At 54.5% G+C, this 15330-nt stretch carries 18 protein-coding genes and 1 tRNA gene; 6 read left to right on the forward strand and 13 right to left on the reverse strand.

All coding sequences use genetic code 11. The features are described 5' to 3' along the window. Positions 1-2 precede the first annotated feature (2 nt). Positions 3-1259 (reverse strand): tRNA (N(6)-L-threonylcarbamoyladenosine(37)-C(2))-methylthiotransferase MtaB, encoded by a 1257-nt coding sequence (mtaB, locus tag ACR0JA_RS21275; RefSeq protein WP_480579427.1) that lies wholly within the window; start codon positions 1257-1259, stop codon positions 3-5. Next, positions 1256-2098 carry a diaminopimelate epimerase gene (gene dapF / locus ACR0JA_RS21280; protein ID WP_480579429.1) on the reverse strand — a complete coding sequence of 281 codons (843 nt, stop codon included), beginning with the start codon at positions 2096-2098 and terminating at the stop codon, positions 1256-1258. The genes mtaB and dapF overlap by 4 nt, the downstream gene beginning before the upstream one ends. 211 nt (positions 2099-2309) lie before the next feature. On the opposite strand from dapF, the gene ACR0JA_RS21285 reads away from it, so the two are divergent. Further along, positions 2310-2385: transfer RNA gene (locus ACR0JA_RS21285), tRNA-Lys, on the forward strand. A 206-nt stretch (positions 2386-2591) separates the two neighbouring features. On the opposite strand, the gene ACR0JA_RS21290 is transcribed toward ACR0JA_RS21285, so the two are convergent. Beyond that, entirely contained in the window at positions 2592-3170 is a 579-nt protein-coding gene (locus ACR0JA_RS21290; RefSeq protein WP_480579431.1) for a hypothetical protein, read from the reverse strand. A 125-nt stretch (positions 3171-3295) separates the two neighbouring features. Between ACR0JA_RS21290 and ACR0JA_RS21295 the strand changes: the two genes are divergently transcribed. Continuing rightward, complete coding sequence (locus ACR0JA_RS21295; protein WP_480579433.1) at positions 3296-3640, forward strand: hypothetical protein; 345 nt, start codon at positions 3296-3298, stop codon at positions 3638-3640. Between the two features lie 396 nt (positions 3641-4036). Here the strand turns inward: ACR0JA_RS21295 and ACR0JA_RS21300 are convergent, their stop codons facing one another. The 5 genes from ACR0JA_RS21300 to ACR0JA_RS21320 all read right to left on the reverse strand — a co-directional run bounded on the left by ACR0JA_RS21300 (position 4037) and on the right by ACR0JA_RS21320 (position 6720). After that, on the reverse strand, positions 4037-4594 hold the full coding sequence (locus ACR0JA_RS21300; protein WP_480579435.1) for a hypothetical protein: 558 nt from the start codon (positions 4592-4594) through the stop codon (positions 4037-4039). 516 nt (positions 4595-5110) lie between these two features. Beyond that, positions 5111-5551 carry a hypothetical protein gene (locus tag ACR0JA_RS21305; protein WP_480579437.1) on the reverse strand — a complete coding sequence of 147 codons (441 nt, stop codon included), beginning with the start codon at positions 5549-5551 and terminating at the stop codon, positions 5111-5113. Positions 5552-5562: 11 nt separating this feature from the next. After that, positions 5563-5919 (reverse strand): hypothetical protein, encoded by a 357-nt coding sequence (locus ACR0JA_RS21310; protein WP_480579439.1) that lies wholly within the window; start codon positions 5917-5919, stop codon positions 5563-5565. Positions 5920-5953: 34 nt separating this feature from the next. Beyond that, positions 5954-6142, reverse strand: a complete 189-nt coding sequence (locus ACR0JA_RS21315) for a hypothetical protein (RefSeq protein ID WP_480579441.1) — start codon at positions 6140-6142, stop codon at positions 5954-5956. An 11-nt stretch (positions 6143-6153) separates the two neighbouring features. Continuing rightward, the gene (locus ACR0JA_RS21320) at positions 6154-6720 is read right to left on the reverse strand and encodes a hypothetical protein (RefSeq protein ID WP_480579443.1); all 567 of its coding nucleotides are present in this window, start codon (positions 6718-6720) and stop codon (positions 6154-6156) included. Positions 6721-7456: 736 nt separating this feature from the next. On the opposite strand from ACR0JA_RS21320, the gene ACR0JA_RS21325 reads away from it, so the two are divergent. Further along, positions 7457-7867, forward strand: a complete 411-nt coding sequence (locus ACR0JA_RS21325) for a type II toxin-antitoxin system HicB family antitoxin (protein ID WP_480579445.1) — start codon at positions 7457-7459, stop codon at positions 7865-7867. Between the two features lie 160 nt (positions 7868-8027). Here the strand turns inward: ACR0JA_RS21325 and ACR0JA_RS21330 are convergent, their stop codons facing one another. Beyond that, complete coding sequence (locus ACR0JA_RS21330) at positions 8028-8327, reverse strand: hypothetical protein (RefSeq protein WP_480579447.1); 300 nt, start codon at positions 8325-8327, stop codon at positions 8028-8030. Between the two features lie 276 nt (positions 8328-8603). Next, entirely contained in the window at positions 8604-9194 is a 591-nt protein-coding gene (locus ACR0JA_RS21335; RefSeq protein WP_480579449.1) for an SH3 domain-containing protein, read from the reverse strand. Positions 9195-9350: 156 nt separating this feature from the next. On the opposite strand from ACR0JA_RS21335, the gene ACR0JA_RS21340 reads away from it, so the two are divergent. From ACR0JA_RS21340 to ACR0JA_RS21350, 3 genes are all read left to right on the forward strand, one after another. Continuing rightward, complete coding sequence (locus ACR0JA_RS21340; RefSeq protein WP_480579451.1) at positions 9351-9632, forward strand: hypothetical protein; 282 nt, start codon at positions 9351-9353, stop codon at positions 9630-9632. Continuing rightward, positions 9629-9934, forward strand: a complete 306-nt coding sequence (locus ACR0JA_RS21345) for an ArsR/SmtB family transcription factor (RefSeq protein ID WP_480579453.1) — start codon at positions 9629-9631, stop codon at positions 9932-9934. Before ACR0JA_RS21340 ends, ACR0JA_RS21345 begins: the two co-directional genes overlap by 4 nt. Before the next feature lie 353 nt (positions 9935-10287). Further along, entirely contained in the window at positions 10288-10800 is a 513-nt protein-coding gene (locus tag ACR0JA_RS21350) for a hypothetical protein (RefSeq protein ID WP_480579455.1), read from the forward strand. Between the two features lie 81 nt (positions 10801-10881). Here ACR0JA_RS21350 and ACR0JA_RS21355 read toward each other — a convergent pair whose 3' ends face one another. The 3 genes from ACR0JA_RS21355 to ACR0JA_RS21365 all read right to left on the reverse strand — a co-directional run bounded on the left by ACR0JA_RS21355 (position 10882) and on the right by ACR0JA_RS21365 (position 15308). Continuing rightward, positions 10882-11097: an HGGxSTG domain-containing protein gene (locus tag ACR0JA_RS21355; protein ID WP_480579457.1), complete on the reverse strand. Its 216-nt coding sequence runs from the start codon at positions 11095-11097 to the stop codon at positions 10882-10884. Positions 11098-11280: 183 nt separating this feature from the next. Next, complete coding sequence (locus tag ACR0JA_RS21360; protein WP_480579459.1) at positions 11281-13497, reverse strand: hypothetical protein; 2217 nt, start codon at positions 13495-13497, stop codon at positions 11281-11283. Continuing rightward, a complete protein-coding gene (locus ACR0JA_RS21365) occupies positions 13494-15308 on the reverse strand; it encodes a glycoside hydrolase family 73 protein (RefSeq protein ID WP_480579461.1) in 1815 nt (604 codons plus the stop codon). The genes ACR0JA_RS21360 and ACR0JA_RS21365 overlap by 4 nt, the downstream gene beginning before the upstream one ends. Between the last annotated feature and the right edge of the window lie 22 nt (positions 15309-15330).

Genomic DNA, 15330 nt, shown 5'->3' on the forward strand with positions numbered 1-15330 from the left:
CCCTACGCCTGAAGCTGTGTATTGGTGCTGCCGCTGATCAACGCCGGTACGATTTCGCCCTCGGTTTGGTGTTCGGAGAAACTGACTTCGGTGAATTGTTCAGTGCGGCCCATATGCGGGTTCTCCATCAAAACCTGATGGGTCTTTCCGATCTGGGCACGCAGATGTTTGACGACCTGGGTTTCACCGGCAGCACGCAGGCGCGCTGCGCGGTCCTTGATAACGTTTCCGTTGATCTGCTGCGGTATCCGCGCCGCGGGCGTGCCCTCTCGTTTCGAATAGGGGAAGACATGCAGCCAGGTCAGGTCGCAATCACGCACCAGTTTCAGCGAGTTCTCGAAATGCGCCTCGGTCTCGGTCGGGAAGCCTGCGATGATGTCGGCCCCAAAGGTCATTTCGGGGCGCAGCTTTCGCGCCTCTTCGGCAAAGCGTATCGCGTCGTCGCGCAGGTGGCGGCGTTTCATTCGTTTCAGGATCAGGTCGTCGCCATGCTGCAACGAAAGATGCAGATGCGGCATCAGACGCGGTTCCGTCGCAATCGCTTGCATGAGGTTTTCATCCACTTCGATCGAGTCGATCGAGCTGATCCGCAGGCGCGGCAGGTCCGGCACCAGCTTAAGGATACGCATCACCAGATCGCCCAGTTTGGGCTGCGCAGGCAGGTCCGCGCCCCACGAGGTCAGATCGACACCGGTCAGGACTACCTCGTTGTACCCACGGTCCACCAGCCGCTTGATCTGGTCCACCACGACGCCCGCAGGGACGCTGCGCGAGTTGCCACGGCCGTAGGGGATAATGCAGAAGGTGCAGCGGTGGTCACAACCGTTCTGGACCTGCACATAAGCGCGCGAGCGGGTGCCAAAGCCATCGATCAGATGCCCGGCGGTTTCGGTGACGGACATGATGTCGTCGACCTGAACCGCCTCGGTCTCACCGATGAAATCCGCAGCCATGCCTTTCCAGGTATCGGGTTGCATTTTTTCGGTGTTGCCAATGACCGCGTCGACCTCATCCATTTGAATGAAGGTCTCAGGCTCGGTCTGCGCCGCACAACCGGTTACGATCAGGCGCACACCCGGGTTTTCCCGACGCAGCTTGCGGATCTCCTGCCGGGCTTTGCGAACAGCCTCAGCCGTCACCGCGCAGGTATTCACGACAACGGCATTGCTGAGCCCTGCCTGCTGCGACAGCTCTTTCATCGCCTCGGTCTCATAGGCGTTCAGGCGGCAGCCCAATGTGGTGAACTTGGGGACGCTCATCCCAGCGACCTCAGGAATTCAGGCGTTAGCGTGCCCGAGAACACATGGCAGGTCGGACCGGTCATCCAGACACCGTCCTCGCGCCAGTCAATCCAGATGGTACCGCCGTCCAGCTCGATCTGTACCTTGCGACCGGTCAGCCCGCGCCGCGCCGCGGCCACGGCGGTCGCACAGGAGGACGAGCCCGAGGCCAATGTTATCCCGACGCCTCGCTCCCACACGCGCATGCGGATGTGATCAGGCCCAATGACCTGCGCCACCTGCACGTTGGTGCGTTCGGGGTAGAGCGGGTGGTGTTCATAGCGTGCGCCAAATTCGCTCAGCGGAATCGCCTCGGCATTTTCCACAAAGAATGTGCAATGAGGATTGCCCATACCGGTGGCCGTCGGGCCGCCTTCGATCGGCAGTTCCAGAGTATCCATCTGCTCGGCCAGAGGAACCTGATCCCAGGCCAGCTGAGGTTGCCCCATATTGACCGAGGTAAGGCCATCTCCGGCGTCCCTAGCCAGCAGGGTGCCACGTTCGGTTGTAAGCGTAAGCTCGGGTTTGCCGGTTTCCTCCATCAGGAAACGGGCGATACACCGCGTGGCGTTGCCGCAGGCCGCCGAGGTTGATCCGTCAGCGTTGTAGAATACCAGATGCGCGTCCCCGTCACCGTTTTCGATGATGGCCAGCTGGTCAAAGCCGACGCCAAACTGGCGGTGCCCGATTCCCTTTGCCATAGCCGGAGTAATCGCCGCGGTTTGAGCGCGGGCGTCCACGATGACGAAGTCATTTCCCAGCCCGTGCATTTTCATGAAGGGCAAATTGGTATCGTTCGAGCGTTGCATGGCGGGCATATAACGCTGCGCAAGACCTGAATCCACCCCGCCCTGAAGATTCCTGAAAAAAGGACTTGACCCCCCCGCGTCCCCTGCCTAATTAGGCCGCCTATCGGGGCGCCGGACCAAGGGTACTTGTCGGCGAAACGAGGTGCGAAATTAGGCCTTGAACCCAGCCGGGAAAATGCCTTACAGAGCGCCACGGATCCAAAAGATCCAACAAAAGAGTGGGCCGTTAGCTCAGTTGGTAGAGCAACTGACTTTTAATCAGTGGGTCGCAGGTTCGAATCCTGCACGGCTCACCACTTTTTAGCCATTAAAAACAGAGACCTGCGGTACGTATATCTCTTATACGTATGGATTGACGTGCGCCGAACTTCCGTGTTGGGGGACATATGGGGGACAAAAGGGGTGATTTTCGCCCTATTTTTTCGCCTGTCTCTGGGTAGGTAAATTTGCCGACCCTGAATGTTGGTTGTCCCCGCTCTCCATTTTCACCATTATTAAATGGCTACATGCAACTGAGACCTTCTAAGGCATCGGGACGCTGCAACCACATAGCATAAAAGGCCGCGTCGACCGGGACAATGAGAAACCAGACCCACAGATAGATACTTGCATGCCAAGTCAGGCGAGAAACGCCTCGCATTAACTCCTGAGCGTTTTTTGCAAGCTCCGCTGGCGAACTCGCTATTTCGATGTGAGATTGCGCCCCTGGGGTTTCCATTTCTTTGGTTTTCTCCCGAAAGAGTTCCTTAACTTTGAACGCGAAGAACTCTAGTTGGGAGTAAGGCCTGTTTTTTTCCTCGTCTATCGTGCCCTTGTGTATCTCCTTTCCTGGGTGGTTCCATGCGCGAAAGCTGCTGAAATCGCCAAGCCACGAAAGCACATGGTTGACTAGCAGAAAGCCAATCATGAGGTTTGTGATGGTCGTCAGTTGCGACAAGTTCGGTGACACACCAAGGAAGGTAAAACCCTGCAGGCATACTCCCGAATAGACCGTGAGGATTTTTGCGAGCGCCAACGCCATAAGGCTTCTATTTGATACATACGTTGCTCTTGAAATGAGTTCTTGTCCCTGAAAATTCACGATAACCTCTTGATGGATTCCGAATGACTTGGCCTAATGTTGGCGGGCGATAAATAAGCCCGGTCTGATTATTTATACTCTAAATTCAACGGCCAACTGTTTGCCAGAGCATCAAGGATTTGCCCGTGCATGAAACTGTAAAGAAGATGCTTCGAATGGTGGCCGGGGGCTTCCCGCTAAACCAACCAATCATAATCGATGACGGCAGCGGCACACCTTCGGTGGTCGCTTTCTTCTCAGACCTGGAACTCGACGTTTACATGCTGCGTTTCGTTGATGACGGGGCTGTTGAACTGGTTACCGACGGGTTTGAACATGTAGCCTTTACAGCGGATATCCTGACTAGCATCGAGTACATGATAGAAGAAGGTGACGAGTTATGGAACAAACTGGACCCGTTCTGGAGCGACGAGGCGCAGAACTGGGTCGGCTGGGAACATCTTGCCACGCAGCCCGAGGATATCGAGTGATAGCCCGTCATCCACCGTTAGAAAACGGTCCCCAATGAAACAACCGCCCCAAAACTGGGGCGGCTGCAAGCTGGGGCATTCAGCTTAACTCACGATACCATTCGTTTACTTCGTCCAAGTCCAGACAGTATGGCGAGATTGGTGACCTAGCATGCACCTTTCCGCCCGTGCTGTGGTCGGTGATTTGCGTCCGCACTGCGGACAAGGCCGCCACAAAGTACGGCTCGTAATGAACCCGCTTCAGGGCCTAGCGGTCATTGGTTGGCTTAACCATTTGCTGTCCGCATTGAGGCGTAGTACCTTCTATTCCCAAGGCAATTGTTGCTCAAACTGTCCAAGTGCGACACTCTTTGCCAAAATCCAACAACGTCGGCAACTTTTTGACGCCGGAGTTAGCTACGTGGAATTGGCCACTGTCAGCGTTTTTGACCACGAATGCCCAGTTTCGTCCAGTAATGAAATCTCGTAAGTTACCGCCCAAGTGCCCTTCGGGAAGAACCGGCGGACATAGTACGAAGCCCGCTCATCGCTATCAATTCCGGGAGTTCTTGTGACTCCCCGAACAGTTTCGGCAGGCACACGCCACTTTTCTCTTGGGATTTTTTCCTGTTTCGAGCTATTGCCTGCGCCGTGAGTAATTATTTCTACAGACGGTTGCGGGTTCCAAATCGTATAAGCACCTGTATTCTCCAATGTGACCATCAAGACGTGCATCAGTTCGTCGGTGTCAGTTGGATGTACAAAAGCCTCCGCGTGCAAAATTGCCTTAGGTGAAAAAATGCGCCCATGGAAGAACTTGAAGTAGGAGAACACGGCTCCGAATGAAATCACAATTGTGGTCGTAATGCTTTGAATTGCCGAAAAAGCCTCCCTATTTCTCGCCAGTGATTCAAGGTTCAGAAAACCAAGTTTCCAAAGTATTGCGAGAACTAATGCTATAATCGCTAAGGACAATGCTGCGACCGTCACAGCAAAATGGCGGGAATGCATTTCTACGCGAATATGAAAACAACCACCAATAGCGCGACGACTGCCGCTAATCCAAGAATCAGGTTCTTACTAATCTTTGGTTTTTGAGGAACGTGACTCATCCATAATCTCTTTGCTGCATTGCGTTAGAGTTTACATAATCAACCAAGATGGCTGGGACTTCATTTCCTGTCAAGTTTGAGCCCAATAGAATGCTCATCGAAGCGACTGTATTAAGTTCTCGAAACCCCGATAATACGTTTTTTTTGCAATAGCCTACGGGAGACAGCGCTCTTTCGTTATGGTTGGTGACGTAACCAGTGCAGGCTTCTGTGCATCGCTCAACACCGGTGAATATGGGCTCGAAGCAGACATAAGATAAGCCGCCGAGTTCAAGGACGGCGGCTTGCTCTTAGTCACCGAAAATTTCTATGCGCTCGTTGGTAAGCTGCCGCGCTTTGTCTTCCCAATATGGACTTATATAAAAGGCGTGCTGGTAGCTTAGATGTTCACGTACCCGAGCAGCCTGTCTGCATCGGCGCGGATAAGTCGGTGGTGATTGTCATCAACAACCCCGTCAGAACGAGCTGATATCCGGCCTTTGATAGCTAGGTCTTTGAAGTCCCGCGATGGAATTTCCATCATCTTGTCTTCAAGTGCCATGAACTCGTCGCAGAGAGGCTCAACGCACTCTTTGTAGTGGTCTTCTATCAGTCCGTAGCGGTCTGGATTACTTTCAGCCAGCAAGCGTTTTTCAACCGCTTGGTTTTCGTCAATGGCGTTGCCGTATCGGTTTCCAAGGTCCGCCCATTGGGGATACAGGCGTTGAATGGGCGTTGCCGCTTCTGGGTCAAGGATTTCACCTGCCAACGCACCCGTTGCGATTGCTGCCGTCAAAGCAGGAAGGCTCGATTTCAACATTGTTCTACGGTGAATAGTCATGTGGTCACCTTTCAGGCTAGGGATTTCAGTGTGGCGATAACGTTGCGCAGGACATGGACGTCCAAGTCCCCACCGACATTTCCGGTCAGGTCAAAGTTGGCTTCGTCGCTCAGTGCGAATTCCAACTGGGCGGCTGCGCCTACTGCGGTTGTCGCAGGTGTCAGGCAGATGCGGTGTTCAATTTCTCTAGCCCGCGCCCAATCAGGGTTATCATCTTCAATGTCCGGCGCATCAGGCGCGAACACGCGGGTCAAGATTGCCTTGTGTTCTGCGACCCATGCGGAATGCGGGTCAGATGCGTCCGCTGCGACTGTGCCAGCAAGGGCAACAAGCGGCGCGGTTTGAATGAGGGTGCGTCGGTCAATCATGATGTATCCTTTCGGGCGGTTGCGCTTTGGGTTCTCAGAGGGTCATTCGGTCAAGGGCTTTGTTCAGCCGGGCCGAGTGAGTTATCGCCATTTCGGTTAGCTGTGCCTGCTCATCCTCAGAGCCGGGGATGCAGAGCATTGCGTTGAGTGTCCGCAGTAGGTTTTGGACAATCACAGCCTCGGTTTGCATCTGCTCTGTGGTCATTGTGTTCTGGCTTGCCATTGCTGGCCCTCCTATTGCGTGAAGTGGTGAATGTGGCCGTCAGCGGCGATACGGGACACGGTTGCAAGGTTCACAGAGCGCGGGGCCTGTGCCTCGGTGTCCCAGACCGCCAACAGGTGCGGGTGGCGACGTGCGCGCGTCTCAATGGCCTTGCGGGCCGCTTTGGACGCTGAATCGCCTTTGACGTTCTGGCGCAGGGTGGCGGGCTGTACGCGCATGGTGCGCTGTGTGCCGTCCTGCTTGGTGAAGGTGACAGAAACAAACCGGCCCTTTGCCTTGGCAATCAGGTCGCGCTTCTCGGTATAGTCGTCTGCCTTGGCTTCGTGGTCCTGCGCAACACGCAAGGCCAGTACCAGTTCGTCACGCTTGCGATAGTCCGCCTGCGTCCACGTGTCTTTGTTATCCAACAGGTTCATGGCTTCGCGGATATGGTCAACCTCGGTCATGCTGGCACGGCGTACGTCCTCTTTCGCCTCGTCCCATGCCTGCCAAAGTGCATTGCGCCAGATAACACGGTGAAACTTGCGTCCTGCCATGATGGCCCAGGCGCGGTTCATGATGTTCTGGCGGTCATACATGGTGAATTTCCTTACCTTGTTATCAGGTGACTACATGTGTATTTAATAGATACAACCGTATTCGTCAATACACTTGTATTCAAAATGGAGAGTTTCAGGGATGGCGGAACTAACACCAGCCGCAAATCGGGCAGCTCGCGGAATTGCTGGCTGGTCAATTAGAGAGCTTGCGGACAATGCAGATGTGGCCTTTTCTACCGTGCACCGCTTCGAAAAGACTGGCGTTGCGACGGACACAACCAAAGACAAGTTGAAGGCCGCGTTTAGGACTGTTGGAGTTGAGATAACCAACGGCGAGGGAACCGGAGCCAGATTGCGGCCTGGGTTTGAAGACCCGAAAGCCGACAAGAATCAGAGCGACCAGTGAGCATATCCGACCACCCCAAGCGGGGCACGATTGTCACCGCCGACTAGAAAGTTGCGTCAATCGTCGGGATGTGGTGCAATACAGAAATACTTGAAAGTTTACGGATAGCTTAGTGGTTTCGAAGAAAGATTTGCTTGCCCGCATGGAGGCAAACCCAAAGGCGGATTGGCGCTTTGCTGATTTCGAGACTGTTGCAAAGCAACTCGGGCTTCGCGTAAAGAGCCCGCGCAGGGGTAGTCATTTCACAATTTCCAGTGAATACTTGCCCACAATACTGCCGGTGCCATTTAAACGGCCCATTAAGCCCGTATATGTAAGAAAGTTCGTGAGATTTGCGAAATCACACAAACAAGCTAGGGGGAGAAAAGCATGAGTATTCGTGATTATCCTACGCTCGTAATGCCGCTGTCCGAAGAAGACGGCGGCGGTTATGCTGCGTACATCCCTGATTTGCCGGGTTGTATGGGCGACGGGGACACGCCGGAGGCAGCAGTTTCGGATGCGTACGAGGCGGCAGAGGCGTGGCTTGAAGCCAACGAAGACCTGGAACGCGAAGTACCTGCGCCGGGGTCTTCTATCGACGCTGCGCGCGAGCGTCAGGCAGCGCTACTTGAAGCGCTGAAAGCCGCTCTCCACTACGCCGACCATGCAGACGGGCGCATTGCGAAACTTGAGCGGCAAATACAAAATCTAATCGCCCTTATGAGCGATGACCGAAAGAGCATCGATATGACCGTCGCGCTCGATAGCCAAAGGCGGAACAAACAACTTTGCCACTAGGCGTGGCGGCACTGCTGCAAAGCATCCGCATTAAGACCCTACCAACGGCCACTGGCCATCAGGACGAACGCAAGTCTCCGGCCAGTGCTGAATACGGCCCCGCTTCGGCGGGGCCTTTGCTTTTGAGTGTACTTTTACCAAATTGGTAAATGGCCACTTTTCACGCGCTTTCCCGCGCATCGTAAAAATGCTGTTGAAGCATTTCGACAATCTCAGGGTACTCGCCAGACTTCTGCTTGAAACCCATTGTTGTCTCAAGAACTTCGCAGCTAAACAGGATCTGTTCCCATTCCTTCAAATCCTCTGGCTCGGCTTTGCTTAGGTCTATTGTTCGGTCATACTCAAGGCCGATGTCACTAAACTCCATCTGCAAGCCGACCCCGGTTTTAGCGACGTCCACCAAATGCGTTATTGCCGTCATCACATACTCATGAATCTCTTCAGGGCTTAACTGGGTCATATCAACTCATCCACTGTAAATAATGGGATTCTAGTGGCCCTGGCGCGACCTCGCAATCAACTTGTGCACTGTGTAACCCGCATCACTGACGGCCCAGCGGAAACGGCCATAGTGGGGACATTAACGAGTAAGCGTTGGTGTATTTGAGAACGCTAGGTTTTGGTAATTCGTTTGGTGGCGCGCGCTTTTGGGGAGCGTGCCCTTTTTTCTTAGGGCCAAAAACTTCAACAGTGCTGAAATTGGCAGTTACGCACTGTTGTGCCTTTGGCAGCCAAATCAGTGGTGGTGATGTCCATGTCCACCGTGTCCTTCGTTGTGGTGTGAGTGGTGATGCGAGTGGCCGTGCCCGTTGGAATGCGCATGATGGTGTGGTGATGGCTGATACAGAGGATACGGATAGTACGGCGGGAAATGGCATTCCGGGTCTTGAGGTGCATGGTAGCAGTACGGTCCCGGCGCTGGATGGTAAGGGTGGTAGTATTGGTTCCAGTACGCGAACCAAGGATACGCCTGATAGTGGTTTTCCCAATATGCCTGACTGAATTCTACAATTGCGATACCCAGTGCCGCAGCCAGCACAGGGTTCATTACCTTCTTTTGCCCATCACTCTCGGTAAGAATGTAGTTCGAGGAGATCCAGCCACGCGCAGAGTTCCACGAAGTGTCGCACCAGTTATACCCGGTTTGGCATCCATAGATTTCAATTGTCGCATCTTGAGGTAGCGTCGCTACAACAGGATAGTTGGTCCCAGGGCCAGCGCGCATGTGTACAGTAGTAGTTGTAAAGCCTTGGGTTTGCGCATTCGCTGATGCAATCATCAGTGGGAACAAAAATAAAGTAATCAGCATCGACACGATGTAACGCATTTTGGCATCCTATCCGGTTTCTCAAGCAAAATTAGTACATCGTCGGAAGGGGACACAGTCAAGTTGCCCAGCAAAGAACCTTACCCCATCTACTGCAATCCCCTTTGAAGGGGGTATGCTTTGCCGGATATAGGGTTTCTGCCCCGAGAACGTCTCATGAGTGTCAAACTTCACTGTTCTTTGATTGCTAGAATGTTTGATGTACTGAACGAGTATCCAGATGAGGCACTGATGAAGCACGTTCCCGCTACAACCCAAACAGTCGTTTCCCACGCATATAGACTCGGAGACAACGATGCAGAGAGGCATGTCGCGCTGTGGGCGGGAAGCCAACTTATGGCTCTCTATGGCAGCCGTGCAAATATCTATCAGGAACACGCTGATATCTGGGCTGAAAAGCTCGAACCCCGAGCACCTCTTTCTGCGGCGAAGAAATGAAACAGCGCTCCCCAGAACGCATAATCGAGGTGTCGGAGTACCTGAAAGCCTTCACACACGATGCCCGCCTGCAAATCCTTTACCTGCTTGCCGATGGTGAGAAATCTGCTGGGGAATTGATTGACGCCTTGTCGAAGGGACAGGCATCGGTTTCTCAAAGTGTCAACCGCTTGCGTCTTGGGGGCATGATAGAGGCGCGCCGAGACGGCCACCATATGCACTACAAAATCTGCGACGAGCGGGTACACCAAGTTCTCAAATTACTTGATAAGCTGTTTTTCAAAGACCAGAAGACCAACTAGAAAAGTTACCTCGGAGACTTGCCCGGTCCTCTTTGGGCCGGGTTCTTTTTGCCCTCGATTTGGCAGGGCCCAACAAACCCATTTCCTTCTGTTTACACTCGCGTCGCTGCCGCTTGGCTCGACACATGTAGGTTCCGAAAATCCCCTCTCAAATCCACCGCGTATGTCATTGAGTGTTTACCCTCTGGTAGCGCCATATCTGCAAGGGTTGTGGTCATGAGAATAAGCAAAATTTAACCAAAGGCTGAACTCCGCTTAAAAATTGCTCAGCATCGTTCAGACTTACACAGCGAGGGTTGGAAATCGGCTGAGTGCAACCAACACTTTCTTAGCGTCTAGGTGAGGCAAAGGCCATGGGTGGAACAAAGAATCTGGTGTTAACCGCAGGTGCTAGTTTGTTGATAGCGTCAGTCGGAATAGCCGAGGAGACGTATATCGGCTGCGGTACGACGGAGTTGCTGCATAGCAATACATCCATACGCTTCGTTGGAGCCAATCCCGCAAAGGCACAAGTGGGCGACCGCCGCATCCTACATTGGTATCTTGAGGATCTAACTGGCCTCTATGTTGGCTCATTCGATGTCGTGACAACTGTCTTGGGCGGGACTTCTGAAATGGGCCATTATGTTCGCGTTGATGGTTCGTTGGGTCTTCCTAATGGAAATATATTTGTCGTCACGCGAACATCTCTTGACGACGCGACGGACACACTAAGTTCAGGCAAAGCACATGACGTCATTGACTGGGCCGTGGTTGGGGGAACAGGCGATTTTTCGAATGCAAGTGGGGTTGTCTCTATCGAAGTGCCGGACCAAGGGGTTAACCATCTTGAGAACCGCCCAATGACCTTGGCCATAAACTGTTAGGTGATTAGTTTCGCTGGAGCGGTAAGTTTTTTGGTTACGGAACCAGATTGCCAATGCAACCGTGTTTACACAAACAAGCTATTACACCCGTTCCACTTGCCGTGCCAGTGCTATCAGCCGCTTACGCTCAACCCATACGGCTACATTGGCCTCGGAGATGCGTTTGCGGCCCTCAGCGGTCTTTGCCCCAGTAGATGCCCCACCGTGCTTGTGGCAGCGTGTCTTGCCCTCTACGGGAGCCGCTATGCATACACCGTCCTTGGTCCTGGCTCCGCAAATCTTCGTTTCGCTTGTCATGTTGTGCCTCCTGTCTGGATTGTGGCGGGGCGAGTTCCTACCTTGGTGTTATGCGTAGATTGATTATCGCCCTTGCCATTGTCCTCATTTTGCTCTGCGCCCCGATTACCGTCTTTGCTGTCGGCTGGGGATACATGCAGATTTACCATCAGTTCGGCTTCATTCCTTTTTTCATCGCCTGCATCAGCGGTACGGTGTGTGTGCTAGGGGCCGCTTGGCGCTCTGATACAATCCAAGAGCGGTCGCACCAGCCACCACACGGCCAATAAGCTGGGCTTGTGCGTCTTTGATGGGTTGACCCTTTAGCGCCTCCCTAACGGCTTTCAGCGCGTCCTGTGCGTCCTTTCCCTTGATACCGGTGAGGGCTTTTGCGATTTCGGCAAACATGCCCCGTTCACGCGCCGACATGCTGCGCGGATCTATTGCAGCGATGGACTGCGTAACTTCACGCGCCGCGTCGAGAGGATTGCCCAGATTGCCCGTCGTGCGACGCACAAGACCGGGCGCGGTTTCTTCTGCCACTTGGCCTTGAATGGATTGACGAATGGCTGTTTTGGAGTTCTGAGCTACAGCCGCCCGCAGCTCCAACGCCGTTGCCGAACGGTCCAGTTCCTTCAACAGACGCTCCGCACGTGGTCCACCGAGGACAAGGCGCAGTTTCTGGATGTTGGCCCGGCTGGACATTTCCTTAACCAGTTGCATGGCCTCTCGAGCATCAACATTGGGGTCTGTGATGGTTCGACGAACATTAGACAGGTTTTGCTCAATGGCTTCCCTGACCCCCTGCCTCACGGCCTGACGTGCTTCATTGGATATGCCTTGGGTCAGGAAGGTTTTGACGTCTTCAACAGTAGTGTTTTTGAACAGGAGGTTTTTACCCAGGGCTAAGCCTTCGTCCTGCTGAACCTTATCGCCACCGATGCGCAGCGCACGGCCATAAATGGGGTTGGCCTCTTTCAGCGCTTCCCGCAATTCGGTAGCCAGTTTACGGGCTCTGAGACCTGCTGAGGTGAGCCTGCCGAACTGGTCAACGGACTCTCGGGCGATACCATCAAGCGCCTTCTTGATTTCGTCCAATTGCTGGACATTCGGCATTTCTTGAAAGGTCACGCTACCATCATCTGCTATCTGAGCCATAATTTGCTGATTGCGTTGACCATTGGCGGTCATGGCTTCGTTGGCCTCATCAATCGCGGATTTCAATGTGCGAGGCGGAACGCGGGACAGAACGGATTCAATCTGCCGTCCTTTGGCGTTGGAGTAGTCAATCGGCTTGGCATAGGCCGCGTCATAGGCCCTCTGCCTTGCGGAGGCAGTGCCCTGTGAGATTTCCCTGGCGGCTGTTTTGATGCCCTTGGATTTGCCAAAGACGCTATCCAAAACACCGGGGAGACGCTTGCCAACCACGGCTGCGCGCCCGTCTGCGGCCTCTCTGGCGCTGTTGAGGGCCTTTCCGCCTGTAGTGGCCGCTGCATCCAATAGAGCGCCTGTAGACGGCCCTGCATCGGCCAAGAGTGCATCTTCGCCCAATTGGGCGAGACGTGTCTGTGCCTCGTCCAGATTGTCGCTCATGATGCCTTGTTTGACGATACGCGCCGCCTGCGGGGAAATGCCCAGTTCATCGGCAATGGTTCGGACATCCAGTTTCTTTACGCGCTTGGCGACATGGACAACACCTTCACCCGCCCATGACGCGACAGGACCAAGAAACGCCGCCAGTGTTCCACCAATGCCCGCGCCTTTTGCGCCTTCAATCGCGCGGTTGCCGTCATCTGCGCGACCGGCAAAGCTGGCAGCACCTTCAACGGCACCAGCGGGGGCAGCAACCATGCCAGTCCGAGCGCCACGCGTGAGCCAGTTTGCACCTTTGGCAATGAAGTCTGCGGCCTTAGCGCCACCTGCACCCGCAACAAGCGGAACTGCTGTTGCGATACCACCTGTGACATTGAGAGCGGCGGATTGGCCGGGGTGTTGACGTTCCATCGCGTCGGACGTCAGGCGCATGTTTTCCGCTGCCTGCGGGCTTACCATTCCAACGGCCTCGTCAGCCCATTCACCGACAAGTGGGGCACCCTGAACGAATTCCTGAGCCCGAGCCGCAATCGGGTTTTCTGCGATACGTTCCTGGTCAACGTCACGCTGAATCAGATCCACCGGTTTTGCACCCTGCATGATTTCCGCGATACGGGCTTGGTCATTCGTGGCATAGCCCGGCGATTTGAACGACAGCGACCCGTCCTCAAGCTTGAACACCCGCCCACCGTCATCCGTGGTGGCGACAACCTCACCTGAAAGCTGCTGTCTACGCTTGGCAATCCGGTCCTGTACCGATGGCCCAGTGCCTTGCCCGGCCAATTCTGCGCGCCGCTTGGCGATGCGCTGTTGAACATCCCCACTCATAAGCCCAACTCCTGAAAACGGCGCTCCAAAGCGTCAAGCTGGGGTCCGGTCATCCTCTCAATTGGCACTTGAATAATCTGCGTCCTGTCCATCTGCAGGATGCTTTCGGGCGTGTAGCTCATTGCTGGTTGGCGGCTCAAATAGCTTTGCCAATCACCCTCTGGGTTGGCTTTGATGCCGTTACCGTCTTCCGAGATAAGCGGATTATCCCGCATGTACTCGGACCAGACCTCTTGTGCGCCCTCCAGGCTGCCATGCTTACGCGCCCAGTTCTCGAAGAATGCAGCGCGAGATTGCGCCCTTGCAGCACCGGCCTTCATGACCTGAGCAATTGCCTTGTTGCCGTCTTCGGTCTGACTAAGGTTGGGAACGGCGGCACGGAACATACCCATTTCCCGGTCTGTGATTGCGCCTTTCGTCTTTTCCGTGAAAGTCAGTTGGGCCTCCATTGCCAGCGACTTGAACGCGCCACGTGCGCCGCTGCCACCAGGCAGGAACCCAACCAAGTCATCAACGAATCCGTAAGCCTCGCCACCAGGGCCGGTGTATCCAACCTGCGGAGTAATAGTCTCAAGCTGGGTCGCAAGGCTTTCGAGGTCTGTTGCCGTACGTCCTGCCGCGTTGATTTCCTCAAGTGCGGCTGCGTCCTTCTTGGATAGCTCTTTACCCAATTGAGTGGCGTTGCGAGGTGTGCCAGTTGCGTCGGGGTTCTGGCCGGGAGGTATATCTCCTTGCCAGCCATGCGTAACGGTTGTTCCGTTAGGTGTGGTTACGCTGAAACCGGGCGTTCGCTGGCTGCTTCCAACAACTGAAGGACCGCCTTCGGTAGAAAGGTCGTAGAGCTGATTGCCAACGACTTTGAAGTTGCTGAAGTCCTGCTCTTGCGGTTGGAACTGTGCAAGGACCTGTTTTTTAATAATATCAGGCACACGCGGGCTGTTAAGTATTTGCGCTGCGCGTTCCGGGGAAAGATTGGCGAAGCGTGGCTGCGGTGTCTCACCCGGCATTTGAATGCTGCGGGCAATCGCCTCCACTTTCTGCCGGTAGTGCGGATCTGTTGCGTATCCCGACTGACCCAGAGCCTCTAACTGAGCGTCCAGGCCCTCAGCGGCCAGCATATTCGAATAGCGGGGATTGCTTTGGAGAAAATCGACATACCCGGCAACAGAGTCACCCATGCCGCCGTATTGACGAAAACTGCCGCTGGTTGAAAGCCGCGTACCGTTTTCAAACTCTGTTGTCGCCAGCACATTACCGCCGGGCAGTCCATGAGATTTGATGCCAAAGAAGTTGTTGCCCGGTGCAGACTTGCCGTAACCCGTTTCCAGCGCGGATTGTGCAACGATTAGTCGGGGGTCTAATCCTGTAGTTTTCCCGGCTTCGCGGGCATATGGCAGCATGGCCGTAATGAAGCTATCCCGGTCCCCCGGCGTAAACGACGCCTTGCCAAGCGCTTTCATGGTGTCAGCACCAATTCCGGCAGGGGTATTGTTATCAGGTGGTGTGTAAGAGGCGGTGTTGCCCTGCATGTCTCTGAACAAATCAGTTGTCAGCTTCAGGCCTTCTGTGCGCTCAGCTTTCTCGCGCGCGGCCTCCTGCTCCAAACGGTTCGACTGCATCAGATGATTCATGACCGGAGCAGCGCTTCTGCCCCCGATGATTTCGCCTAAGCCATAAAGCAGCATTGCCCGTTTTTCTCGGTTCTCCGGCCCCATAAGCGCAGAAAGCCCGCCGCCGTCTTTAGGTGAGCCGCTAAGCATTTTGGTGAGTGCGCCCTGCCGGTCTTGTGTGGCAATATCTGTGAGTGTCATTATTGATTTCCTGTCCAAATCC

Source organism: Ruegeria sp. AM4 (assembly GCF_056540665.1).

Excerpts from the sequence above, each read along its gene's own strand:
- mtaB (WP_480579427.1), bottom strand. The coding sequence starts at position 1,259 with ATGAGCGTCCCCAAGTTCACCACATTGGGCTGCCGCCTGAACGCCTAT.
- ACR0JA_RS21320 (WP_480579443.1), bottom strand. The coding sequence starts at position 6,720 with ATGTATGACCGCCAGAACATCATGAACCGCGCCTGGGCCATCATGGCA.
- ACR0JA_RS21335 (WP_480579449.1), bottom strand. The coding sequence starts at position 9,194 with ATGCGTTACATCGTGTCGATGCTGATTACTTTATTTTTGTTCCCACTG.
- ACR0JA_RS21330 (WP_480579447.1), bottom strand. The coding sequence starts at position 8,327 with ATGACCCAGTTAAGCCCTGAAGAGATTCATGAGTATGTGATGACGGCA.
- ACR0JA_RS21305 (WP_480579437.1), bottom strand. The coding sequence starts at position 5,551 with ATGACTATTCACCGTAGAACAATGTTGAAATCGAGCCTTCCTGCTTTG.
- ACR0JA_RS21365 (WP_480579461.1), bottom strand. The coding sequence starts at position 15,308 with ATGACACTCACAGATATTGCCACACAAGACCGGCAGGGCGCACTCACC.
- ACR0JA_RS21360 (WP_480579459.1), bottom strand. The coding sequence starts at position 13,497 with ATGAGTGGGGATGTTCAACAGCGCATCGCCAAGCGGCGCGCAGAATTG.
- ACR0JA_RS21340 (WP_480579451.1), top strand. The coding sequence starts at position 9,351 with ATGAGTGTCAAACTTCACTGTTCTTTGATTGCTAGAATGTTTGATGTA.
- ACR0JA_RS21310 (WP_480579439.1), bottom strand. The coding sequence starts at position 5,919 with ATGATTGACCGACGCACCCTCATTCAAACCGCGCCGCTTGTTGCCCTT.
- ACR0JA_RS21325 (WP_480579445.1), top strand. The coding sequence starts at position 7,457 with ATGAGTATTCGTGATTATCCTACGCTCGTAATGCCGCTGTCCGAAGAA.
- ACR0JA_RS21355 (WP_480579457.1), bottom strand. The coding sequence starts at position 11,097 with ATGACAAGCGAAACGAAGATTTGCGGAGCCAGGACCAAGGACGGTGTA.
- ACR0JA_RS21350 (WP_480579455.1), top strand. The coding sequence starts at position 10,288 with ATGGGTGGAACAAAGAATCTGGTGTTAACCGCAGGTGCTAGTTTGTTG.
- dapF (WP_480579429.1), bottom strand. The coding sequence starts at position 2,098 with ATGCCCGCCATGCAACGCTCGAACGATACCAATTTGCCCTTCATGAAA.
- ACR0JA_RS21345 (WP_480579453.1), top strand. The coding sequence starts at position 9,629 with ATGAAACAGCGCTCCCCAGAACGCATAATCGAGGTGTCGGAGTACCTG.
- ACR0JA_RS21315 (WP_480579441.1), bottom strand. The coding sequence starts at position 6,142 with ATGGCAAGCCAGAACACAATGACCACAGAGCAGATGCAAACCGAGGCT.